This is a genomic window from Pseudoalteromonas sp. NFXS39 (assembly GCF_040148775.1).
In the GTDB taxonomy this organism is placed as follows: Bacteria; Pseudomonadota; Gammaproteobacteria; order Enterobacterales; family Alteromonadaceae; genus Pseudoalteromonas; species Pseudoalteromonas apostichopi.
On sequence record NZ_JAGDEC010000002.1, the window covers coordinates 377,024 to 400,330 of the forward strand.

At 40.6% G+C, this 23,307-nt stretch carries 23 protein-coding genes; 16 read left to right on the forward strand and 7 right to left on the reverse strand.

Annotated features, from left to right (window positions below; genetic code table 11):
- Nucleotides 1-8: 8 nt before the first annotated feature.
- Together J3455_RS05230 and J3455_RS05235 are read right to left on the reverse strand one after the other, a co-directional pair.
- Nucleotides 9-2,222 carry a CapA family protein gene (locus tag J3455_RS05230; protein WP_349561285.1) on the reverse strand — a complete coding sequence of 738 codons (2,214 nt, stop codon included), beginning with the start codon at nucleotides 2,220-2,222 and terminating at the stop codon, nucleotides 9-11.
- Between the two features lie 329 nt (nucleotides 2,223-2,551).
- A complete protein-coding gene (locus J3455_RS05235) occupies nucleotides 2,552-3,205 on the reverse strand; it encodes an OmpW/AlkL family protein (RefSeq protein ID WP_130051927.1) in 654 nt (217 codons plus the stop codon).
- A 234-nt stretch (nucleotides 3,206-3,439) separates the two neighbouring features.
- Here J3455_RS05235 and J3455_RS05240 point away from each other — a divergent pair, with 234 nt between their 5' ends.
- Nucleotides 3,440-4,858, forward strand: a complete 1,419-nt coding sequence (locus J3455_RS05240) for an MATE family efflux transporter (protein ID WP_349561286.1) — start codon at nucleotides 3,440-3,442, stop codon at nucleotides 4,856-4,858.
- Between the two features lie 70 nt (nucleotides 4,859-4,928).
- Entirely contained in the window at nucleotides 4,929-6,107 is a 1,179-nt protein-coding gene (dapE, locus tag J3455_RS05245) for a succinyl-diaminopimelate desuccinylase (RefSeq protein ID WP_349561287.1), read from the forward strand.
- A 52-nt stretch (nucleotides 6,108-6,159) separates the two neighbouring features.
- Here dapE and olsF read toward each other — a convergent pair whose 3' ends face one another.
- Entirely contained in the window at nucleotides 6,160-7,878 is a 1,719-nt protein-coding gene (olsF, locus tag J3455_RS05250; RefSeq protein ID WP_167658478.1) for a bifunctional ornithine lipid synthase OlsF, read from the reverse strand.
- Nucleotides 7,879-8,001: 123 nt separating this feature from the next.
- Between olsF and J3455_RS05255 the strand changes: the two genes are divergently transcribed.
- Together J3455_RS05255 and J3455_RS05260 are read left to right on the forward strand one after the other, a co-directional pair.
- On the forward strand, nucleotides 8,002-8,922 hold the full coding sequence (locus J3455_RS05255) for a 2-hydroxyacid dehydrogenase (protein ID WP_167658479.1): 921 nt from the start codon (nucleotides 8,002-8,004) through the stop codon (nucleotides 8,920-8,922).
- Between the two features lie 93 nt (nucleotides 8,923-9,015).
- The gene (locus J3455_RS05260; RefSeq protein WP_256854724.1) at nucleotides 9,016-9,150 is read left to right on the forward strand and encodes a hypothetical protein; all 135 of its coding nucleotides are present in this window, start codon (nucleotides 9,016-9,018) and stop codon (nucleotides 9,148-9,150) included.
- Between the two features lie 223 nt (nucleotides 9,151-9,373).
- Here J3455_RS05260 and smrA read toward each other — a convergent pair whose 3' ends face one another.
- From smrA to J3455_RS05275, 3 genes are all read right to left on the reverse strand, one after another.
- Nucleotides 9,374-9,955 carry a DNA endonuclease SmrA gene (gene smrA, locus J3455_RS05265; RefSeq protein ID WP_054561916.1) on the reverse strand — a complete coding sequence of 194 codons (582 nt, stop codon included), beginning with the start codon at nucleotides 9,953-9,955 and terminating at the stop codon, nucleotides 9,374-9,376.
- 148 nt (nucleotides 9,956-10,103) lie between these two features.
- On the reverse strand, nucleotides 10,104-10,349 hold the full coding sequence (locus tag J3455_RS05270) for a hypothetical protein (protein WP_036969134.1): 246 nt from the start codon (nucleotides 10,347-10,349) through the stop codon (nucleotides 10,104-10,106).
- Between the two features lie 100 nt (nucleotides 10,350-10,449).
- Complete coding sequence (locus J3455_RS05275) at nucleotides 10,450-10,893, reverse strand: hypothetical protein (RefSeq protein ID WP_130051922.1); 444 nt, start codon at nucleotides 10,891-10,893, stop codon at nucleotides 10,450-10,452.
- Between the two features lie 151 nt (nucleotides 10,894-11,044).
- Between J3455_RS05275 and J3455_RS05280 the strand changes: the two genes are divergently transcribed.
- A complete protein-coding gene (locus tag J3455_RS05280; RefSeq protein ID WP_054561914.1) occupies nucleotides 11,045-11,428 on the forward strand; it encodes a response regulator in 384 nt (127 codons plus the stop codon).
- 100 nt (nucleotides 11,429-11,528) lie between these two features.
- Here J3455_RS05280 and rpsT read toward each other — a convergent pair whose 3' ends face one another.
- Nucleotides 11,529-11,789 (reverse strand): 30S ribosomal protein S20, encoded by a 261-nt coding sequence (gene rpsT / locus J3455_RS05285; RefSeq protein WP_054561913.1) that lies wholly within the window; start codon nucleotides 11,787-11,789, stop codon nucleotides 11,529-11,531.
- Nucleotides 11,790-12,032: 243 nt separating this feature from the next.
- Between rpsT and murJ the strand changes: the two genes are divergently transcribed.
- The 11 genes from murJ (at nucleotide 12,033) to J3455_RS05340 (ending at nucleotide 23,307) form a co-directional block, all read left to right on the forward strand.
- A complete protein-coding gene (murJ, locus tag J3455_RS05290; protein ID WP_349561290.1) occupies nucleotides 12,033-13,613 on the forward strand; it encodes a murein biosynthesis integral membrane protein MurJ in 1,581 nt (526 codons plus the stop codon).
- 73 nt (nucleotides 13,614-13,686) lie between these two features.
- Nucleotides 13,687-14,613, forward strand: coding sequence for a bifunctional riboflavin kinase/FAD synthetase (gene ribF, locus J3455_RS05295; RefSeq protein ID WP_130051921.1), 927 nt, complete (start codon nucleotides 13,687-13,689; stop codon nucleotides 14,611-14,613).
- Nucleotides 14,614-14,638: 25 nt separating this feature from the next.
- Nucleotides 14,639-17,464 (forward strand): isoleucine--tRNA ligase, encoded by a 2,826-nt coding sequence (gene ileS, locus J3455_RS05300; protein ID WP_349561291.1) that lies wholly within the window; start codon nucleotides 14,639-14,641, stop codon nucleotides 17,462-17,464.
- A gap of 9 nt (nucleotides 17,465-17,473) precedes the next feature.
- Nucleotides 17,474-17,974, forward strand: a complete 501-nt coding sequence (gene lspA, locus J3455_RS05305) for a signal peptidase II (RefSeq protein ID WP_130051919.1) — start codon at nucleotides 17,474-17,476, stop codon at nucleotides 17,972-17,974.
- Complete coding sequence (gene fkpB / locus J3455_RS05310; protein ID WP_130051918.1) at nucleotides 17,971-18,411, forward strand: FKBP-type peptidyl-prolyl cis-trans isomerase; 441 nt, start codon at nucleotides 17,971-17,973, stop codon at nucleotides 18,409-18,411. The genes lspA and fkpB overlap by 4 nt, the downstream gene beginning before the upstream one ends.
- A complete protein-coding gene (gene ispH, locus J3455_RS05315) occupies nucleotides 18,411-19,340 on the forward strand; it encodes a 4-hydroxy-3-methylbut-2-enyl diphosphate reductase (RefSeq protein WP_130051917.1) in 930 nt (309 codons plus the stop codon). The genes fkpB and ispH overlap by 1 nt, the downstream gene beginning before the upstream one ends.
- 37 nt (nucleotides 19,341-19,377) lie before the next feature.
- Nucleotides 19,378-20,403 carry a sensor histidine kinase gene (locus J3455_RS05320; RefSeq protein WP_349561294.1) on the forward strand — a complete coding sequence of 342 codons (1,026 nt, stop codon included), beginning with the start codon at nucleotides 19,378-19,380 and terminating at the stop codon, nucleotides 20,401-20,403.
- Complete coding sequence (locus J3455_RS05325) at nucleotides 20,400-21,110, forward strand: LytR/AlgR family response regulator transcription factor (RefSeq protein WP_349561296.1); 711 nt, start codon at nucleotides 20,400-20,402, stop codon at nucleotides 21,108-21,110. The genes J3455_RS05320 and J3455_RS05325 overlap by 4 nt, the downstream gene beginning before the upstream one ends.
- A gap of 175 nt (nucleotides 21,111-21,285) precedes the next feature.
- Nucleotides 21,286-21,840, forward strand: coding sequence for a type IV pilus modification protein PilV (gene pilV / locus J3455_RS05330; RefSeq protein ID WP_349561297.1), 555 nt, complete (start codon nucleotides 21,286-21,288; stop codon nucleotides 21,838-21,840).
- A gap of 1 nt (nucleotide 21,841) precedes the next feature.
- The gene (locus J3455_RS05335) at nucleotides 21,842-22,837 is read left to right on the forward strand and encodes a PilW family protein (RefSeq protein WP_297330871.1); all 996 of its coding nucleotides are present in this window, start codon (nucleotides 21,842-21,844) and stop codon (nucleotides 22,835-22,837) included.
- Entirely contained in the window at nucleotides 22,825-23,307 is a 483-nt protein-coding gene (locus tag J3455_RS05340; protein WP_297330870.1) for a pilus assembly PilX family protein, read from the forward strand. The genes J3455_RS05335 and J3455_RS05340 overlap by 13 nt, the downstream gene beginning before the upstream one ends.

A 23,307-nucleotide genomic window follows, 5' to 3' on the forward strand; every position in this document is an offset into this window, starting at 1 on the left:
ATTCCTCCTTAATCAAGTACAGTGAATGTAAGCTTTAAACTTACCTCACCACTTGAATTGACTTTTAAAAAGTCGAAACCGTGCATTTTATCGGTCTTCCATTGTCCGTTTTTTAGATTAATTTTTTGTTGCCAGCTAATCATAGCGACATCATCTAGGCGAATGATAGCTTCACCTGTATTGGGTGGATAGTGCCTAAACTGTAACTTAACACCACGAGGTGGGAGTTCTTTAGGCCCAAGAGTAAGTTCATCTGAAGGTAAACTAAAATCATAGCTAAAAGCGTGCCATGGCTGATCGCCTCCTTCGCTGACTGGAACTATGTTTTCTGCAAAGGTAAGGTCATCGATTTCAGTGGTATAGGTCAGTAATGCCTCGAATTGTCCACCATTTTCAGACTGTAAATAGGTTAGTAATGAAAAGTCTTTACTGAGATCAAGCTCGCCTGCTTCATCGGTTAATTCCATGACTCGCATTGTATGTCTAAATGGAATAATAGAAGGGGTATTATCAAATCTATCACGCGTTGAGCACAGAGCCTGCAAGCCATTAAGTGGCTTATCAGTGCAAGGTAAAACACTTTCACTGCTGTGATCCCATCGACTTACTTCAAACGCTTCGGTGTCATTGTCCCAATCTTCAAAATCACCAAACACCATAATATCACGGCCAAGTAAAAGGTTATCAAGCGCTTCATTGTTCACTTCAATAGATGAAACATAGGCTGCTGAAGATGGCGAATACTGTCTTAAATCGATGATGTCTGTAGTCGCGTCAATATCAATGGTCACTTGCTGAGATTTTTTACTTGCTTGATTAGCTGTAAAGTATATCTCTGCGTAGTTTTCACGGGGGATAAGGGTAATATTATCATCAGAAAGCTCAGCGATTCTTCTCAATAAATAATGACTTAAAAAACCGTTTGTGAATCGAGGCTTATAGTCCTCTAAATATATTGGGTAGGCAAAGCCGCGATTAATAGTTTGGCTTTGGGTATCAAGATCGAGCATGACAGCAAGACCCAATAAGGTGTCAAGTCTAGGCTGGTCAAATACAAAATTACCTAAACCTAATATGGCCGGTATTTTATTATATACAGCAAACCCTTGAGCAATATGAGGATGATGGCCAATTAATAAATCGGTGTTCTGCGAAGAAAGAACCTTAAATCGGCTACCTATATAGGGTGAAGGCGTATATGAGTATTCATCGCCACCATGCATTTGTGCGATTACAAAATCATTAGGATCAAGTTGCTCAAGTACTGCTCTAACTTCTTCTGAGTTAGTCAAATCCGCAGCCCCACCTTTATTCGCATCAGCGACATACGTATATTGGTGCTCTTTTCCCGTAATTGTGGTTGCTGCAAAAAGTGTTAAGTTAACATCTTCAAGGTTATGTGAGACAGTTTTAAATGCTTCAGAGTCGTTAAGGCCTGCACCGCTATTAAGAAATCCTGCACTTGAGACTTCAAGCAAGGTATCTTCAAGGCCATTTTGCAAATAGTCATAGATGTGATTATTACCGAGGCCGACATAATCAATGCCAATTTCAGTTAGGCTTTGCAATGATTCTGGTAATGAAAAGAAACTGAACTCTTTGGTTGGGTGTACATTCGTTGGCATTGTCGTCACTGGCGACTCAAGATTGACTGATGAAAAGTCAGCAGCCCTAAACAGTGCTGCCACTTGGTTGGTAATCGCAATACTGTCTTCTCGCGCTGAGTCAGGTCTAATTAGCGCATTACTAACATCAGGTACTGATGTACCCATGGTGTCTAACTTGGGGTCTAGAAAACGTCGACCAAACATTGTATCACCTGCAAATAGCAAACTCTTTGAGTTAGCAGGCTTTGTTTCTAACTGAATATGGGAAGTGAAAAAGTTAGGCTGATTTACTAAAATGCTCGCTTTAGGGAAATAGCCTAGTTGTGTAATGAAAATTGCATGGTTACCAAATGAAAGGTTATTGATAGAGACTCGTCCATTTACATCAGAGAGATACTCTTGAGCTGCTACAGAAACAGTTACATGACTAAGAGGCGCTTGATTCTCATCTGTTATAGTAAATTCGACGTCAGTAGAACCAGCAATTAATGCTTCACGGTCACTAATTGAATCTTGCTTTTGTTGTTGTGGTTTATCTTCATTGGGGTCTTTTACTTTACATGATAATAAAGTTGCGCAAAGAATTAACACCAAAGAATTAATAACTATTCTCAATTAACACCTCAAGCTGACACCTAGTTTAGTTTAAATAGGTCAAAATTATTACGGTCATTTTATAATTGCGTAGGGGTGGGAACAACACGTCTAGGGCTCTGAAAATTCAGATATTGCAGTCAAAAACGGTAAAAATGAGAAGCGTTAACTAAATAAAAATTAAAAACTAATGATATAAAATGGTTTATTTTTGAGGTGCAACCTAAATTCATTAGTTGGTCAGAGAGGATACACTAAGCTAGTTTTTAATATGGAATTGGCTATGAGAATTAAATAAAAAAGGCCAATATATGGCCTTTTTGTGCGTATGGGCTTTCACAAAATGAAAGTTAGAATTTGTATTTAACACCGAACATAGCAACAACTGGGTCGATTTCTACAGTTGAAGTTAATGCTTTTGCGCCGTCAGCATAAACTGTAGCGTCTGTATCGATGTCGATTAGTGAAACCATGCCATGAAGGCCCCAGTTTTCACTCATCATGTAGTTAAAACCAGCTTGAGCTGCAAAGCCAAATGAATCATCTAGTTTAACTTCTACATCGTCAGTACCTAGTGTTGCTTTTAAAGCTGCTGAAGGTTTCTCATCAAAGAAAGTTGTATAGTTAAGACCAACACCCACAAATGGACGGAACTTATAAGTTGAGTCTAAGAAGTGGTATTGCGCTAAAAGTGTTGGTGGTAAATGTTTGATTGTCGCAATTTTGTTACCTGCTAAACCACCAGCACCTTGAACATCATGACTAAAAGGTGTTGCTGCTACTAATTCAATTACCCAATTGTCATCAAGCGCATAATCTACAGTAATACCTAATTGAGTATCATCATCTGCACGTAGACCTAATGTTGGTGCTTCATTGATTTTTGAACTGTCGTTATCAGGGTTTACATTAATTGCACCTACGTTCACGCTTAAGTTTGCGTTTGCAACAGGAGAGAGTGCTAATAGTGAAGTAAGTAATGCAATGCTTAATTTAGTTTTCATGTTGTTCTCCGCGAACTACTTGTCTTATTTGGTTGACGCTATTATTACCAAGTTGAAGCGGACAAAACCTGTTCTAGATCAAAGTTTCAAAAATGTTTGAACTAAGTGAAGGCATTTATTGATTTAGATTAAGTTTTTAAGCGGGTACAGCAAAAAAAAGATTGACTCTTATTGACTCTATATTCATTTACGGCTGGTAAACTAACGGTGTTATTTGCTTATTAGGTGTTTTTCATGGCTGATCCCCAGCATTTATTTCTTCATGGCTCGATTTCAAAAGCGCTACTTAAATTAGGTATCCCGATCATCTTAATCAATATTTTGCAGTCGGCTTATCAGCTGACCGATGCATTTTGGGTAGGACGTTTAGGGGCAGAGCAAGTAGCTGCTGTTTCTGTCAGTATGCCTGTTACTTTTTTAGTGATTGCTATTGGCTCTGGGTTGGCTATGGCGGGCGCTATTTTATCTGCTCAATATATGGGAGCTGGCCAGCAAGATAAGGTAAATCATGTTGCTGCGCAAACCATGTTAATGGTGACAATAACCGCAGCCTTACTTGGCTTAATTGGCTATGTGCTATCACCTTACTTTTTGACTTTATTAGGTGTTGAAGAGCAAGTGTTTGGTGATGCCCTTAAATTTATGCATGTATCATTTATTGGCGTTGTGTTTGTGTTTATTTATGCCATGTTTCAAGCTCTAATGCGTGGCATAGGGCAAACCAAGGTGCCGCTTTACATTGTAAGCGGTACTGTGTTACTCAATTTTGTGCTCGATCCCTTACTGATTTTTGGTTTTGGTGAGTTCTCTGGCTTTGGCGTAATGGGGGCTGCATTAGCTACACTTATCACGCAAAGCTTAGCGGCTGCAATCGGAGTATGGGTGTTTTTACGTGGGCGTCATGGTATTCAACTTAAACTCTCTAGTTTTAAACCAGACTGGCAATATATGAAGCAAGCCTTCTTTTTAGGGGCTCCTGGGTCGGTTGAACTATCAGCGAGAGCATTTGGTTTAATCATTATGTCTTTTTTGGTGGCTAGCTTTGGTACGCATACCATTGCTTCTTATGGTGTAGGATCTAATATTTTGCAAATGGTGATGATTCCAGCAATGGGTCTTTCAATGGCTGTTTCGACCTTGGTTGGTCAAAATATGGGAGCGAGAAACCCACAGCGTGCTGCACAAATAACACATTTAGCCTCGCTTTGGGGGCTGCTAGGCCTGACATTAGTAGGCGTTATAGCTTATGTATTCGCTGAATACTTGGTGGCTTTTTTCATTCCCGATGATGAATCTGTGATTGCTGGTGGTGCAGAGTTTATCCGCGTTATGTGTTTAACTTGGGGCGGAATAGGCGTACAGCTTTGCGTGGTTGCTGCATTTAGAGCTTCAGGTAACATGCTTAATGCTATGGTTGTCTCACTGCTTTCACAGTGTGTTATCCAATTTCCAACAGCGTATATTTTGTCTAAACATACCTCACTTGGACCGCAGGGCATATGGTATTCCTTTGCAATCACCAATGTACTCGTGGCGCTAATTACTTATCTTTGGTTCGCAGCAGGTCGTTGGCAACGAACACAATTAACGAAAGAAGACAAAGAGATTGCTAAGGTGACCCAAGAAACACTCATCGAAGAAGGAAATCATTAATTTAACTTTCACACTGCGGTCATAATCTCTCGTTGTAATAACCCAAGCTTTCTAAATGACTAGGGTTATTATGAGTTTGGTATCAAATGTTGAATTAGCATCACACCCATCAGCACAGTTTGAGGTGGTAAAAGCATTACAAACCTTGATTCGATTTAAATCGGTAACACCTGCTCAAGCAGGCGCGATTGATTGGCTTGAGGACAAGTTAAGCCAATTGGGCTTTGAATGTGAGGTGTTTAGCTTTAATCATGTTACTAACTTAATCGCTAAAGTAACCTTTGGTGATGGGCCTGTTGTTGCTTTTTCGGGTCATATTGATGTGGTGCCTGCCGCTCAAGGTGATTGGCGAGTTGACCCTTTTAGCGGCGAAATAGTTGAAGGCAATATTTATGGCCGTGGCGCTGCAGATATGAAAGGTGGTGTTGCTGCAATGTTTTGCGCAACCAATCGCTTTTTAGCGCAAAATAGCAATAAACGAGGCACATTTTACTGGTTAATAACCTCAGATGAAGAGGGCGAGGCTGAATACGGCTCTTTATTGATTGCTGAGCGTCTAGCCAAACAAGGCGTCGTGCTTGATGGTTGCCTAGTTGGCGAGCCGACGAGTCACTTGCATGTTGGTGATACCATTAAAAATGGCAGACGTGGCGCATTGTCTGCTCGATTATCTATTCAAGGTAAAGCTGGACATGTTGCCTATCCAGAAAACACCATAAACGCAGCGCATTTAAGTGCAGAGGTTGTGAAGCGCTTAACGGCAATTTGCTGGCACAAAGATGAAGCTGGCTCGGCAACAACACTGCAAGTGACCGGAATTAATATTGCTAATGTGGTAGATAACCTTGTTCCTGCTCAATGTGAGCTCACTTTTAACGTGCGTTATAGTCATGGCTATAAAAGTAAAGACGTTAAAGAAGAAATTCAGTTTGCATTGGCAGATTTAGCATCGCAGCTAACGCTTGTTTGGGAGCGCCCGTGCGAATCATTTTATACCATGCATCAAGCAAGCAATTGCTTATTGCAGCAGCTTGAACAAGCTGTGCATGAAGTAACTGGCAGCTTTCCTATGCTTAGTACCAGTGGTGGCACATCTGATGGCCGCTTTTTTGCTAATGAGCACACGCAAGTGATTGAATGTGGCGTGAGAAACCATACTATTCATCAAGTTAATGAACACGTTCCCATTGCAGATTTAAAAGCCATTGAGCAAATATATTTAGCTGCGCTTAGAAATATATTTAATTAAAAAAAGAAAAAGTCGGCGCGCTTGCCGACTTTTTTTAGTTATTTTATAACGACTATTCGCGTATCTGTCCTAAGTAGCGTTTGGCTTTACTCGCTTTCACTTTATCTAAGTCGACAAGCACTAAACCATCAATGCAGTTATTAAACTCAGGGTCGATACTAAAACTTAAAAATTGTACGCCACCTGGCTCACAAAGTTCTGTATATTGTTTGAATAAGGTAGGGACTTGCGCGCCAATATTGGCGAGTACATGCTTAAGTTCAACAAAATCTTCTTTAATATCATCCCCAGCGAATAACTGAGCACATTGTTCTTTTTGTGATTCGGTATGACGATATTCATTGTTTGGAATTGCTAACACTTGTTTTGCACTATAATAATGCTGGTAATAATGAACGAGTAGCGATTTAGCTTGCTCGGGTAGTGCGTTAGATACACTGACTGCACCAAACAAGTAGCGGTATTGTGGGTAACGATTAACAAAGGCGCCGATGCCGAACCACAAATAGTCTAGGCTCTTTCTGCCCCAGTATTTGGGTTGCACAAAGCTGCGACCGAGCTCAATGCCTTTTTCAAAATACGGATCCATATCATCGCTGTAGCTAAATAGGCTATCAGTATATAAACCTTTGCGGCCATGTTTTTCTATAATATCTTGTGCGCAGGCAAGTCGGTATGCGCCGACTAGTTCAAGTTGCTTAGCATCCCACAGTACGAGGTGTTGATAATCCATGTCGTATTTATCTATATCTCGGCGTTTACCACTGCCTTCACCGACTGCACGAAACGCAATTTCACGAAGTCGTCCTAGCTCACGGAAAATTGGTGAGCTACCACAGTATTGATATAGGTAAATTTTCATACCATCAGAGGTTTCACCCAATAACTCACACTCTTCAATGGCTTTTTTTAGATCTTTTGTCGCTTCTGGGCTTGCAATGGGGGTTTGCGTCTTTAACGGCAGAGGTTTTTTAGTGATAAGTCGATACAGCTGCTTTCTTATAAGCTGGGCTATTTCTTTATCTTTTAAATTCTCAATTAAATATGACTCAGGAGGGATGGATGCCCCAATTTCAAACTCTAGTGACTTCTGTCGCTGTTTAAACATTTCTTTGACTAATAATAAACTAGCTAATGGTTTATAAATCATTGAAGTACCATAAAATAGCGGGCTGTTTTTCGCTTTGATATAAATTGGCAAAATAGGTGCATTGGCTTTTTTTGCCATCCTTAAAAAGCCAGAGTTCCATTTACAGTCTTTTATTCCGGTTGGACTTAACCTTGAAACTTCACCGGCAGGGAAGATTAATAGCGCACCGTCTGATTTTAAATGCTGTTGGATATTAGCAAGCTCTTTCTTTTTACTTGTGCCAGAGAGGTTATCAACGGGAAGAAGTAACGAGTGCATAGGGGTGATTGACATCAGCATGCGGTTTGCAACGACTTTTAAGTCAGGACGCACACTTGATAATACTTTTATCAGCGCTAATGCATCGAGTGAACCAATAGGGTGGTTAGCCACAATGACGACATTACCCTCACTCGGAATATGTTCCATTTGCTTAGGCTTGTAGCGCGTGTCAAAGTCCAGCTCATCAAGTACTTGCTCTACAAACTCTAGTCCTTGTAAGTGTGGGTATGCATCACCAAAGGCAACAAACTCTTGCTCATGTAATAAATAACCCAGACCTTTCTTTACTAAGCCTTTTACTTTTGGTGAATTTTCTAACTGTGGTAAATTTGCTTCTATTACTTTATCAACACTGATCATACAAACCTCAAACATAAACGCATTCAGCGATGAGGTTAGGGTAAGAGTTCGCTGTGACAGTTAGGTTGCAGTTGTGTGACTTTTTAAAGAGCGCTTCGAGTACGAAGCAAAATGGAGAAGACAATGATTTTACTTGTAGCTGTAACTGGCCGAGATTGCAGCCAATTAATTGCCCGATTACAAGCGTTATTACCAGAGGTTGACGTGCAGCTTTGGTCTGAGTGTACTGACTACGAAGCAGTTGAGTTTGTACTGGCTTGGAATGCCCCTGCTGATTTATGGCCTAAGCTGGTAAATTTAAAAGCGGTTTCTTCATTCGGTGCAGGCGTTGATAGCATCGACTTAACGAAGATAGCAGCGCATGTTCCCGTTGTTAGAATTGTTGATGATAACCTTGCAAATGACATGGCAGAGTATGTGTTGACTCATGTGTTAGCACACAAGCTTAGGCTTAAAGAATATTATTTAAAACAATCAGCCTGCACTTGGAAGCCAAAGCGAGCGTATTCACATCAACATGTGGGTATCTTGGGTTATGGCGAACTAGGTAAAGCCTGCGCTAAGCGTTTACTTCGCAACGGTTTTCAAGTAAGTGCTTGGTCTAATAGTGAAAAACATGATTCTGAGGTGAATACGTATTACACGCAGCAGGGTTTATATGAAATGCTTGGTCAAATTGATTTTCTCGTTTGCTTACTTCCACTTAATCAACACACTCAGGGCATTATCAATAAATCACTTCTTAGTAAACTGCAAACCCATGCAGTGCTAATTAATGTTGCCAGAGGCAAACATGTGGTTGATGAAGATTTACTGAGGGCACTTGATAGTGAGCAATTACGAGGTGCAACGCTTGATGTATTTAGTGAAGAGCCCTTACCTAAAACACATCCATTTTGGTCTCATGAAAAGATAACCTTAACGCCTCATTGCGCTGCATTATCAGATTTAGAGTCAGTCACTTTGCAAATTGCGGGTAATGTTAAAAGATTAATTGAGGGTAAAAATCTAATAAATCAGGTTGATAGAACAAAAGGTTATTGACGCATTACAAATTAGTTTAATAAACACCTTGTTAACATCTGTAACTTTGCTATTCTGTTGTTGCTCAATAAAAAAACAATAAAAAGAGGCGTTATGAAATCTAATCAAGGTGGGGCTAAATTTAGCCTAGTCGTAGTGTCAGTTATCGTTCTAGGTGTGTCAGCATGGTTCAATCAAGCTAATGCATCTGAGCAACCAGCTCAGGCCATTGATATTAGCCAATCATAACCACAAATCATTGTCAGCTAGTGCAGCATGTATAATACCAATCCGTAATAATACTTAATCTTTTTGAGGGATTAAACATGTCGCTAACTAGGTTAAAATTTTTCATTTAGAACAACTAAATAACGAAATTTTTGCCTTGTTATCAACGAGGCTATGTTGCCTCAAAATAGACTAATAAATTAAGCGTATTGGTATAAATGCTGCACTTCAATCGCTTATTCAACTAACTTCTTTTTGAATGTATTTCTCTATTCTCGTGTTTTTTCTCGTCTGACTTTTTAATCATTACATACGTTGCACCGCTACCACCATGATGTTTAAGAGCACTATGAAACGCTAAAACGGCTGGAATTTCTTGCAGCCACTTGTTGGTGTAACTCTTTAAAATACCCGGCTGTGATTTATTTTTGATACCAATACCATGGCGAATTAGTACGACACGAATATTTCGTTTATGGCAGTCATCAATAAAATTAAAAAGCGTACTGCGCGCTCGTTGAAGAGGCTGGCCATGCAAATCAAGCGTGGCATCGAGTTGATATTTAGCTAAGCGCAGATTTTTATATACTTGGCCTTGTACGCCATCTTTTTTAAATGCCAATATGGCATGAGGATCTAATAGCTCAACGAATTCAGTACGTAAATAGTTTTCATCAATTGCTAAATCACACTCAGCTGCTTTACGTTTTTCTTGTTGCGCTAAAGAAGGGCCCTGTTTCGTGGAATCAAATTGAACAGTGTCATGCTTAAGAGGTTTTACGTCTTCCATTGATGAGAGAAATAAGTCGAAGTCGTTTAATGACATAAGGTACCTCCAAATTATTTATATACGCCGTTTATGGTATCTCAGTTCAATTATTTTGTAAGTAAAAAAAAGCCCAAACAGAAGGCTGTTTGGGCATAAAAGATGATAGATGGGATAGCCTATTCTATCAATTTATCTTAGGAGAAGATTAACCTTGATTGATATTCAATTGGCCAAATGTGTAGACCTTGAATAAATAAAATGTGTTGATCAACACCAAGCTCATATTCGAGATAACGCTTGATGACATCAGATCTAAACTAAACGATAAAAATAATAAACTACACGCGCTAATTGCCGCAAAACGCAGTAATGTGAGCTGGTTAATAAAAAATGCACCTAGCCCTAGTGCAAGTAATGTAAAGTTTAAAAGCCAATCTAGCTCGTTTAGCATGGTCGTATCTGATCGTGTCTGTGTTGAAAAAGGAGCGCCATTATGGTGATCTTTTACACAGCTTTCAACCAAGTAATTTTTAATTTTCGGATTAGATTTTTTAATCTATTAATAGCTTTTTCATTGCTGCAATAAAACCGCTTTGTTCTGTTACACGATACTTCTGACAAGTATCTGGTTTATGCTTATCTTGGCATAAGTATATAGTGTTGCGGCTTAGGTCTGCGCGCGGGCTGAGGCTTGAATCAAATAAGTTTGCACCATAGCCAAAAACACCTGGCCAAAATACACTTTGTGAGACCATACCAAGCTTTTCATAAGTGATTAACATCGGTTTTGGTGTAATTAATAGAATTAATACAACAGCTGCGAGTGCGTACCAACGTGTTTTGCTTTTTTTAAGTTCTACTTCAGGGGCTGTTTGTTGCGCTACTTGTGCGCGAGCTTGTTGTTGATTTGACGGTCTTTGACGCTTGGCTTGCGTTGGTTTTTTTCGTTCAGGTGTTTTACCAAGCAAAGATTGTTTTTTTATTTTATTAGACATAAAGCTTATCTGGCCTTTTAAATGTAGGTATCTATAATGAGATTATAACGAAGTTTTTGATATAATAGTCAAATTCAAATCACTTATAGGTTAAATGCGTTACACTCTTGAGTGCAATGAGTGTTTATCTTCATAGTTTAAGAGGAATAGTATGGATACGCAGCTTTCAATTCTTATTGTGGACGACGTAGGCACGGTTCGCAGTTTTTTAAATCAAACATTAATGCACCTAGGTATAGACAATGTGCGTGAGGCTTCTACGGCCGCGCAATGTTTAAGCGCATGCAAAGAAAAAGAATTCAATATTATCTTTTTAGATATTGAATTACCTGATGGTGACGGTAAAGAGATTATCTCACAAATCAATGAAATTTCGCCTGAAGCAAATGTGGTCATGGTTTCGGCCCATTCGACAGTAGAAAATGTTAAAGAGGCGATCGAAAAGGGGGCTAAAGGATTTGTTGTTAAACCTTTTACACCTAAGAAAATTGCAGCGATGCTGAAGAAGTTTTACCCTGAGCTGGAAATTGTCTAGCGAATTAATTTAATGAGGTAAATTGAGCGATTACTTTGTTAAATTCTAAATAAAAAAAAACCGGCATAAGCCGGTTTTTTATATATTCATCAAAAACAAATTATAGCGCTTTGATTTTAGCTGCTAAACGGCTCTTATGACGAGCTGCTTTGTTCTTGTGGATTAGACCTTTAGTTGCGTAACGGTCTAGGATAGGTGTTGCAACAGCGAATGCTGCTTGTGCAGCTTCTTTGTCGCCCGCTTCAATAGCAGTAACTACTTTTTTGAAGTAAGTACGCATCATTGAACGACGGCTTGCGTTATGTTGACGATTTTTTTCGCTCGTAATAGCGCGTTTTTTTGCAGACTTGATGTTAGCCAAGGTTTGCTCCTAACAATCTTAAAATAAGCTTAATTTAAAGGCCGTGGAATATGCCTGTTTTTATCATGAATGTCAACGAAATTTTGACATCTCAAGAAAAACTGCTCCTTATAACGAACATCAATTTGCCGCTTTAGCAGTTAATATCGCTATTGTAACAAAGGGTCGGGTTCGAGCCTAGTGCTTTAAAGATATTTTAGGCATAATCGCCCATCTTAGAGGTTTTTTGATAATAGGTTTAAGGTGGCAAAAGGATTATTTCGTTCTGGGATGATTGTCAGTGCAATGACAATGATTTCGCGTATTTTAGGATTAGTGCGAGATGCTGTTGTAGCGAACCTGCTTGGCGCCAGTGCCGCTGCAGATGTATTTTTGTTTGCCAATCGTATTCCTAACTTTTTAAGACGTTTGTTTGCCGAAGGTGCATTTGCACAAGCCTTTGTGCCGGTTTTATCTGAAATAAAAGAGCAACAAGGTGATGACAAAGTCAGGCTGTTTGTTGCTCAAGCTGCTGGCACTTTAGGAACTATTTTATTAATTGTTACCTTGTTTGGGGTCGTTGCTTCCCCTGTCATAGCAGCCCTATTTGGCACTGGCTGGTTTATCGATTGGTGGCAAGGAGGCGAAAATGCTGAAAAGTTCGTACTTGCCAGTGCGCTTTTAAAACTGACTTTCCCGTATTTATTTTTTGTAAGTTTAGTTGCCCTTAGTGGTGCGGTAATGAACGTATATAATCGTTTTGCTGTTGCGGCGTTTACTCCAGTGCTGTTGAATATATCGATCATTAGTTGCGCTATCTTACTTCATGATAAATTTTCGGTAGGGGCATATGCGCTTGCTATCGGCGTGTTTGTCGGTGGTTTAGTGCAGTTGCTATTTCAATTGCCATTTTTATACCGTGCACGCATGCTGAGCCGCCCAAAGTGGGGATGGCAAGATGAAAACGTTAAAAAAGTCCGAAAACTAATGCTTCCTGCGTTGTTTGGTGTTTCTATCAGTCAAATAAATTTGTTACTCGACACCATGATTGCCTCAATGTTGATGACAGGCTCTATCGCTTGGCTTTACTACTCAGACCGTTTAATTGAGTTTCCTCTTGGCTTATTTGGTATCGGTATCGCAACGGTAATTTTGCCGGCACTGTCAAAGTTGCATAGCACCAAAAGTACTAGAGATTTTCAGCTGACCTTAGACTGGGGAGTACGGTTTGTTATATTTTTAGGTTTGCCTGCCATGTTTGGTTTAATGGTGATAAGCCCGCTAATTATTACGGTTTTATTTGACCATGGCGCGTTTCAGGACGGTGAAATTGATCATGTGAAAGCGGTAAGTTACGGTGTGATGGCCTATTCTGTGGGATTGGTTAGTTTCATGTTGATCAAGGTGTTAGCACCCGGCTTTTACTCTCGCCAAGATACTAAAACCCCCGTAAAAATAGGCATTAAAACACTCGTGTTGAATATGGTGTTTAATATTATGCTAGCACCATTTATCGGTTATTTGGGGTTAGCGTTGGCAACAGCGATGTCGGCCAGTTGTAATGCTTATTTGTTGTATCATCAACTGCGTAAAGAAGGGGTCTATCAGTTTTCAGTGATGAGTTTAGGTTTTACATTTAAGTGTTTGTTTTCAAGTGTATTAATGGCTGCTTCGGTGTGGGTTGTTGGTCAGCAATTTGCGTGGAGAACATGGCACTTTACTGAGCAAGTGCTGCTGTTGAGCGGGTTATTAGTGTTGGCGGTTTTTGTGTACTTTGCGGCCTTATTCATTTTAGGTGTGCGACTAAATACGATAAAAAGTGTTGCAACTACTGAATCAAACTAAAAAAAAGATTATAATCGGCGTTTCAAGCTCGATATCAATGTTTTGGGCTCGCTTATAAAGGCAAAAAGGTGGCATGGAGTTAATTAGAGGTATTCACAATATTCGCGCGCAGCACTATGGCTGTGTGTTGACCATTGGTAATTTTGATGGCGTGCATTTAGGTCATGCTGAAGTGATTAAAGGCTTGCTTCAAGACGCACAAAAACATCAGTTGCCAAGTACCGTGATGTTATTTGAGCCTCAGCCACAAGAGTTTTTTGCCAAAGATAATGCACCAGCGCGTTTGACTCGACTTCGTGATAAGCTCAGCTTACTTGCTAAATTAGGAGTGGAGCGGGTGATTTGCATTAGTTTCAATCAGCAATTTGCCAATATGGAAGCCGAGCAGTTTGTTAGTCATGTACTGGTTGAAAAATTAGGTGTCAAAGCATTAACCGTGGGCGATGACTTTTGCTTTGGTAAACGTCGCCGTGGTGATTTTGCGCTACTGAAAACTATGGGCGCTGAGTTAAACATGGATGTGAAAAGTACTGCAAGTTTTCGCAGACTCAATGATAGGGTGAGCAGTACTCTTATTCGTCATGCGCTTGCTGCAGGGCAATTAGAAGATGCTAAGACCATGTTAGGTCATGGATACGCAATTTCTGGGCGCGTTATTCATGGTTGGGCAAAAGGCCGTGAATTAGGGTTCAGAACCGCCAATATTGCATTGAAACGCCAAGTATGCCCTGTGAATGGGGTGTTTGCGGTGCGAGCAAAAGTTGGTAATAAAGAATTATTTGGGGTTGCAAATATTGGCAACAAACCCACATTTAATGGGACACGTGCATTGTTAGAAGTTCATCTCTTCGACTTTGCGCAAGACATTTATGGACAATTCATGCACGTGGAGCTAATCAAGAAGCTTCGCGATGAGAAAAAATTCGAGACATTAACACAACTGACGGCGCAGATTGCAGATGATGTAACCGCCGCTAAGCAGTGTTTTGGTTTAAATTAGGTAGCCGATACGGAAAGTAGGATTAATGAGCGACTACAAACATACTTTGAATTTACCGGAAACAGCGTTTCCAATGCGCGGCAATTTGGCACAACGTGAACCAAAGATGCTTAAGACATGGTATGAAGACGATCTATATGGTCAAATTCGCAGCGCTAAAAAAGGTAAAAAAACCTTCATTTTGCATGACGGCCCTCCGTATGCAAACGGTGATATCCATTTAGGCCACTCGGTAAACAAAATCCTTAAAGATATTATTGTTAAGTCAAAAACCTTGTCTGACTTCGACGCACCTTATGTGCCGGGTTGGGACTGCCACGGTTTACCTATTGAATTAATGGTTGAAAAGAAAGTAGGCAAGCCTGGCGTGAAAGTGTCTGCCGCTGAGTTTCGTGAAAAGTGCCGTGCATACGCCAAAAAACAAGTTGAAGGTCAAAAAACAGACTTTAAACGTCTTGGTGTATTTGGTGACTGGGACAAGCCTTACTTAACAATGAACTTTGACTTTGAAGCGAACGCAATTCGCGTACTTGGTCGCATCATTAAAAATGGTCACTTACATAAAGGTGCTAAGCCTGTTCACTGGTGTACAGATTGTGGTTCAGCACTCGCTGAAGCGGAAGTTGAATACCAAGATAAACAGTCACCAGCAATCGATGTTCGTTTTGAATTTGCTGATCAAGACGCTGTTATTGATGCGTTCGAACTAGCAGAGGGCCATCATGGCACTGGTGCTGTTAGTACCGCCATTTGGACGACAACACCTTGGACATTACCAGCTAACCGTGCAGTAGCAGTTCACGAAAAGCTTGAATATGCCCTAGTTCAAGTTGATGACGAAGGCGCACAGCAGCGTTTAATTTTAGGTTCAGAGCTAGTAAAAGATGCAATGGACCGTTATGGCTTTAAGCATTACCATGTACTAGGTTATGTAAAAGGTGCGGCACTTGAGAATTTACAGGTTGCTCACCCGTTCTATGACTTCACAGTGCCTGTAATTGTTGCTGATCACGTAACAACTGATTCTGGTACTGGTGTTGTTCATACTGCGCCTGGTCACGGTCAAGAGGATTTCGCGGCAGGTCTTGCTTATGGTTTAGAAGTTGCTAACCCTGTTGGTGCAAACGGTGTTTACTTACCTGACACACCAATGTTTGCTGGTCAGCACGTATTTAAAGCAAATGCGAGCGTGATTGACGTATTAACTGAAAACAATGCGTTATTACACCATCATGCGCTTACACATAGCTACCCACATTGCTGGCGTCATAAAACACCAATTATCTTCCGTGCTACGCCACAGTGGTTTGTAAGTATGGATCAAGCTAACCTTCGTCAAGATTCATTAAATGAAATCAAAAAGACTGAGTGGTTACCTGAGTGGGGCGAGAGCCGCATTGCAAACATGGTTGAAGGCCGTCCTGATTGGTGTATTTCACGTCAACGTACATGGGGTGTGCCAATTGCATTATTTGTTGATAAAGACACAGGTGCGCTTCACCCAAATACGCAAGAGCTAATCGAAGAAGCCGCAAAACTGGTTGAGAAATCAGGTATTCAAGCTTGGTATGACTTAGACCCTGCAACCTTGCTTGGCGATGACGCTGAGCAATACATGAAAGTACAAGATACCCTAGATGTATGGTTTGACTCAGGCGTGACTCACGCATGTGTGGTTGATGCTCGTGAAGATTTAACGAGTCCGGCAGATCTTTATTTAGAAGGTTCTGATCAACACCGTGGTTGGTTCATGTCGTCAATGATGACTTCGGTTGCTATCAATGGTCATGCGCCATATAAGCAAGTGTTAACACACGGTTTCACAGTTGATGAAAACGGCCGCAAGATGTCTAAATCATTAGGCAATGTAATTTCGCCACAAAACGTGATGAACAAACTAGGTGCTGACATCTTACGTTTATGGGTTGCATCAACTGACTTTACAGCCGAAATGACTGTATCTGATGAAATCTTTAAACGTTCAGCTGACCGTTACCGTCGTATCCGTAACACCAGCCGTTACTTACTTGCGAACCTTAATGGTTTTGATCCTAAAACGGATCAAGTTGCAATTGAAGACATGGTTGAGCTTGATCGTTGGATTGTGGGTCGTGCAGCTGAGCTGCAAGATGAAATCTTAGCGGCTTATGACAAGTACCAAATGTTACTTGTAACGCAAAAGCTAATGAACTTCTGTACTGGTGAGCTTGGTTCGTTCTACCTAGACGTAATCAAAGATCGTCAATACACAGCTAAAAGCGACAGCCATGCACGTCGTTCATGTCAAACTGCGCTTTACCACATTGCTGAAGCAATGACGCGTTGGATGGCACCGATTTTAAGCTTCACCGCGCAAGAAATTTGGGAAGCATTACCAGGTGAGCGTGACAAATTCGTATTCACTTCAGTGTGGTACGATGGCTTACAAGCATCTTCACAAGGTAAATTCAGCAACGATGATTGGTTAACAATCCTTAATGTTCGTGATGAAGTAAACCGTGTGCTAGAAGCTGCTCGTAAAGAAGACGTTATTGGTGCAACACTACAAGCAAACGTAAGCATCTACGCTAGTGAAGAGCTAAGCTCGAAATTAGCTGCATTAGGTGATGAATTGCGCTTTGTATTATTAACTTCAGGCGTGACAGTTGAAACAGTGACAGCGCAGCCTGAAGGTACTCAGGTGACTGAGATTGATGGTTTATTCATTAAAGTTGCCGCAACAACTGCTGAAAAATGTGAGCGTTGTTGGCATTACTGTGATGATGTAGGTGCTGATCCAGCACACCCTGAAATCTGTGGCCGTTGTGTAAGTAATGTTGACGGCGATGGTGAACAGCGTCAGTTCGCATAGGAGTTGTTAGTGAGCAAACTAGCCGGAAAAAGTGGCTTGGTTTGGTTATGGCTGAGTCTACTACTTTTAGTAGTAGACCATGCGACAAAAACACTTGTCGTTAATACCATGGCCTACAAAGAGTCGATAGATATTCTGCCGTTCTTTAATTTCACCTATGTACATAACTATGGTGCAGCATTTAGCTTTTTAAGTGATTCTGGTGGTTGGCAGCGCTGGTTTTTTAGTTTGATTGCTGTGTCGATCAGTGTGTTATTAGTGTGGTGGCTTAAACGCTTACCAGCGACGAACAAGGTCTTGTGTTCTGCTTATGCGTTAGTGTTAGCCGGCGCGATTGGCAATTTATACGACCGCATCGCTTATGGCTATGTTATTGACTTCTTACACGTATATTATGAAAATTGGCACTTTCCTGTTTTTAATATTGCCGATTGTGCGATTTGTATCGGTGCCGCATTACTTTTATTTGATGCCTTCACAGGCGAAAGTCCTAAGGAGCAACAAGCATGAGCCAAGCTGTAATTGGTGAAAACTCTGAAGTGATCTTTCATTTCTCAATTAAATTAGAGGATGGCTCAGCAGCCGATTCAACTAAGGTGCATAATAAACCTGCAAAATTGCGAATGGGTGATGGTAGCCTGACAGAAAACTTTGAAAAATGTTTACTAGGTTTAGCTGCTGGTGACAGTAAGTCATTTGCGTTGGAGCCAGAGGATGCATTTGGTCAGCCAAATCCAGATAACATTTATTATGTAGACCGCAGCAAGTTTGGTGCAGAGACCCCTGCTGAAGTGGGTAATATTATAGCTTTTACTCAGCCTGATGGTACTGAATTACCAGGACTTGTTCGTGAAGTGCAAGGTGACTCTGTCACAATTGATTTTAATCACCCACTTGCGGGACAACGCTTAACCTTTGAAGTCGATATTTTAGAGGTAACAGGTTAATGGATATTTTATTAGCAAATCCACGTGGTTTTTGTGCCGGTGTTGATCGTGCAATTAGTATTGTGGAACGTGCACTTGATATCTTTGAAAAACCTATCTATGTGCGCCATGAAGTGGTTCATAATCGATATGTTGTTGATGGACTTAAAAATCGTGGTGCAGTATTTGTTGAAGAGCTAGATCAGGTGCCTGACGACAGCATTGTTATTTTTAGCGCTCATGGTGTATCGCAAGCTGTTCGCAACGAAGCAAAACGTCGTGATCTTAAAGTGTTTGATGCAACTTGCCCGCTAGTAACAAAAGTACATATGGAAGTAACACGTGCAAGCCGCAAAGGGACTGAGTGCGTGTTAATCGGTCACCATGGGCATCCTGAAGTCGAAGGTACAATGGGGCAGTATGACAACGAAAAGGGTGGTATTTATTTAGTAGAAACCCCTGAGGATGTTGCTAGCTTAACGGTTAAAAACCCTGAAAATCTGTTTTACTGTAGCCAAACAACCTTATCTGTTGATGATACGGCAGATGTGATTGATGCACTTCGTACTAAGTTTCCGGCGATTGATGGTCCGCGTAAAGATGACATTTGTTATGCTACGCAAAACCGTCAAGATGCCGTTCGTGACTTGGCAGATAAAGTAGATGTACTGCTTGTTGTGGGGGCTAAAAATAGCTCTAACTCAAATCGTTTACGTGAGCTTGCTGACAAAATGGGAACGACCGCTTATTTAATCGATGATGCGAGTAATGTTGAAGCTGATTGGTTTAACAATGTAAATGCTGTCGGTGTCACTGCAGGCGCATCTGCACCAGAAGTTTTAGTCCAGCAGGTAATTGCCCGTCTAAAAGAATTAGGTGGTAATCAAGTTGTTGAAAATCCAGGTGAAGAAGAGAACATAGTATTTGCTGTTCCCGTTGAGCTACGCTAATCTAAACAGTTAGTAGACAACAATAAAAGAGGAGCCCATGAGCAAACAGCCAAATTCAAACGGCTTGCTGATTGCGGCTCTTTTTCAATCCCGTGGTGTCCTTGCCACACTGATCGTCAGCCAAGTCATTGCTATTTTACTCGCTTTCTCGCCAATGAGTTTAGGTGATGTGTGGTCACGTCTTGCAATATTTAGCTGCTTTTTACACCTTATCTTTCTTTCTAGTTTATCTTTACTTTATTTGAGTCGAGTTATACTCATAAAGCTATCACAGACGCATCAGCTGACCATTTTAATTTTATCCTTACTTGGATTAACTTACGTTTATAGCTGGCTGTTTTTGACTCTATTTTCAGATGTTTTTTCTATGGAGTCGAGAGCAAACTTTATTGGCAGTAACCTACTAATTGTGTTTTTAGTAGCGGCACTATTTGGTCAGTTTTTGCATATTCATAATCAAAAAGAGCAGCAAACTAAAGCGTTAGCTCAGGCTGAGCTAGATGCATTGCAAGCAAGAATTCGGCCCCATTTTTTGTTTAATAGTTTGAATACGGCCGCTGAGCTTACACATTATGATGCTGACGCCGCAGAGCAGGCAATTTTAGCACTGGCGGCGCTATCACAGGCTGCTATGCGAAGCGGTAAAGCGATTAAGCTTGTTGACGAAATCACCTTGTGCCAACAGTATGTAGCACTTGAACGTTGGCGCTACGGTGAGCGGCTAGCTTTAAGTTGGAAATTACCTGAGGCGCTGCCAGATATTGATATTCCCTGTTTAACAATTCAACCAATTATTGAAAATGCCGTATTTTATGGTGTGGAGCCCGCTGAGCTGGGAAATATCTCGGTCGAAATGCATCACTCAGACAAAGCTTATACCTTCATTATAACTAACCCAGTCGCAGCACAAGTGAGCCATTCGCGAACAGGTAATGGTATGGCGCTTGATAATATTCGTCAGCGCTTGGCGCTGTTTTATAATCAAAGAGCGCAACTTACGACTACTAATCGTGATGGAATTTTTAGAGTGAAGCTAGTTATACCAAAGCAGAGGGGCGCATGATAAAAGTATTGATTGCTGATGATGAGCCTTTAGCAAGGGCACGTATCAAACGTTTATTATCTACTAATGAGGGGTATACTGTGGTTGGTGAAGCAAGTAATGGTGAACAAGCGATAGAGCTTTGTAAGTGCTTGCAACCTGATTTAGTCATGCTTGATATTAATATGCCTAAGCTGACTGGGTTAGAGGTAGCAGCAGAGCTAAAGCAGTTTTCTATCCCTCCTGCAGTTATGTTTTTAACAGCACATGCCGAGCATGCGTTAACTGCATTTGAGCTCGCTGTTGATGGTTATTTAGTCAAACCTGTTTCTGAGCAAGCATTAACTAAAGCAATGGCTCAACTCAGTAAATTAAACCGCACTCAAGTAAGCCCACTTGAAAATAACTATATTAGTTATCAACTTGCTGGCGTATTGCGAAGGATAAATGTGGATGATGTTATATGCTGTATCGCTGAACAAAAATACACTCGAGTTTTATTTTTCAAAGGTGAAGCGCTTATTGAACAGAGTTTAAAGCAACTCGAGCAAACCTATCCGTTACAGCTACTGCGAATTCATCGCAACACGCTTGTGAATTCACAGCATATTGTAAGTCTTAATAACTCGTTGACGGGTGGTCATACCGTGATTATGAAGCAATTTGAAGAGCCGTTAGCTGTTAGTCGTCGAGAGCTTAAAAATGTTAAAGCTGCGATGGGTAAGTAAAAGCCACTTAATTAGTCTTTCCTATTAGTTTTGGCTCTTTCTGGGTCAATGGTATTAGCTTCAATGAGGGAGGAATACCGCTTATCGAGCATTTTGACCGCTTATCCATATTCAGATTGTGATTTATTAGTGTTCTTTTATTCTTACGGTATGTAAAAGTATCCGTAATTTCATCATGTTTAAACATCCTGACCAGCAAGGTTTTACTTTAATCGAAGTACTTATTGCCTTTGTTATTTTAAGTTTTGGTTTATTAGGCGCTGTGGCCCTCCAAGCAAAAGCTAAGCAAGCAAGCTTCGATGCATTGCAACGCTCTGCTGCAATTGCGTTAGGCAATGACATTATTCAACGTATGCGAGCTAATGATTCTTCAGGCTTTGCAGGTTTGTATAATGGAGAATTTAGCAGTGAATCTTCGGCTGGTGCAGCACAACCGTGTCTTAACGCTAGATGTTCTGCGCAACAAATCGCAGCATTCGATAAACAACAGTGGATACGAGCCATTCAAGCACGTGAAAATACAGGTGCTTTAGATGACGCAACAGTGTGTATAAGTAGCACCCCTGTCGCTGCAGGGAGTGCAAATGAGTTCAATATTCAAGTTGTGATCAGTTGGCGAGGTAGACAAGAGTTATCAGCTAGCAAAGAAAATAATGCTGTCAAATGTGGCGCTGCTACTGATAAGCGTCGTTTGGTTGTTCTTGATAGTTATATCTATTTAAGGTCTTGATATGAATAAACATAATGGATTTACACTGGTTGAGGTAATGGTCGCTTTATTTATAGGTGGCCTGGTTCTTGGTGGAGTGATGTTTACTTATATCAGTATGAAAGTAACTACAAAAGATACAATGGCTATTGGTGAGTTACAGGAAACAGGTCGTTTAGCATTAAATATAATGCAACGTGATATAGAACAAATCGGCTTTTGGGGCACCTTTTATGAAGACTCGTTTTCGAGTGATAACACTGATACCACACGGGTTAATAACCCAGGTAATGACTGTTCAGCAGGCTTGAACAATGCAAGCTTTCCAGATGCTAATGCAAATACAAACTTTCGCTCGGTTTATGCAATAGAAGCAAGTTCAGCCAATGCTTTAGGCTGTATTAACGATGCTAATCAAAACTCCGATATTTTACAGGTTAAGTTTTTAGAAGGACTACAAATCCAACCTAACAGTACTAATAACAGAAACTTTTATTTTGTTGCTGAGCAAGAGTTTGGGCTTTTTTCTCGAGGACCGATAGTTGCAGGCGCAATAAATGGGAATGCAACAATTTGGCGTTACAGGCACCATGTCTACTACATTTCAGAGCAAACGTTTAGTTTTAACAAAAAGACAGTCAAAGTACCCGCTCTAAAACGAATGAGGCTAACAGTAAATGCAGGTATGAGAAAAGAAACCATCATGGAAGGGGTTGAGAATTTACATTTTGTTTTTGGCTTGGATACGACTAATAACAGTCGTGTAGACACTTATAAAAGTATTACTGATATGACAGAAAGTGACTGGGAAAATCGCCGAGGAATTTTAACGGTTCAGGTGTTTTTATTAGCCAGAACGCTGATGCCTGATGCAAATTTAAAGGTTACTAATCAAACATACACGTTAGGAGAAGGTACTAGCGGTAGGGTGCTTAAATTTAATGACAATTACAGGCGAGCTCTTTTTACAACAACAATTAGGCTTAACAATGTGGGGGCAAATTTATGGCGCATGTAACCTTAGCAAAAAAGCAACAAGGCGTTGTATTAATTGTAGCATTGATAATGGTGGTAGCTGTTACAGGGATTGCTGTTACTTTAATGAATAGTAGTTCTATTGATATAAAAATAACAAACGCAGTACAAGAACGTGAAGTCGCTGAAAATGAGTTATTTGGTAATGTTCAGCAAGTAATTTCAGCGGAGGCCACAAAAGGCGGCGATAGTGCTTTTCTGATGAAAGCTGCAGAAATACCTGAGGGGGGCTTTGTAATTGGAAGGGTTGGCAATACAACTAACACCATGACTAACTTAAATAATGGTGCCTTAGATTTACCTTGTCCTCGAAAATATAATTTCACCTCAGGCGTAGCATGCAACATGATTCAGGTTAATAGCACAATAACTTATGGCAAGAAAAGTACTCATGTTCTGACAATAACTACGGGGGTTGCCCAAGAAATGGCAAGCCTAAATACGGGTGGTTAG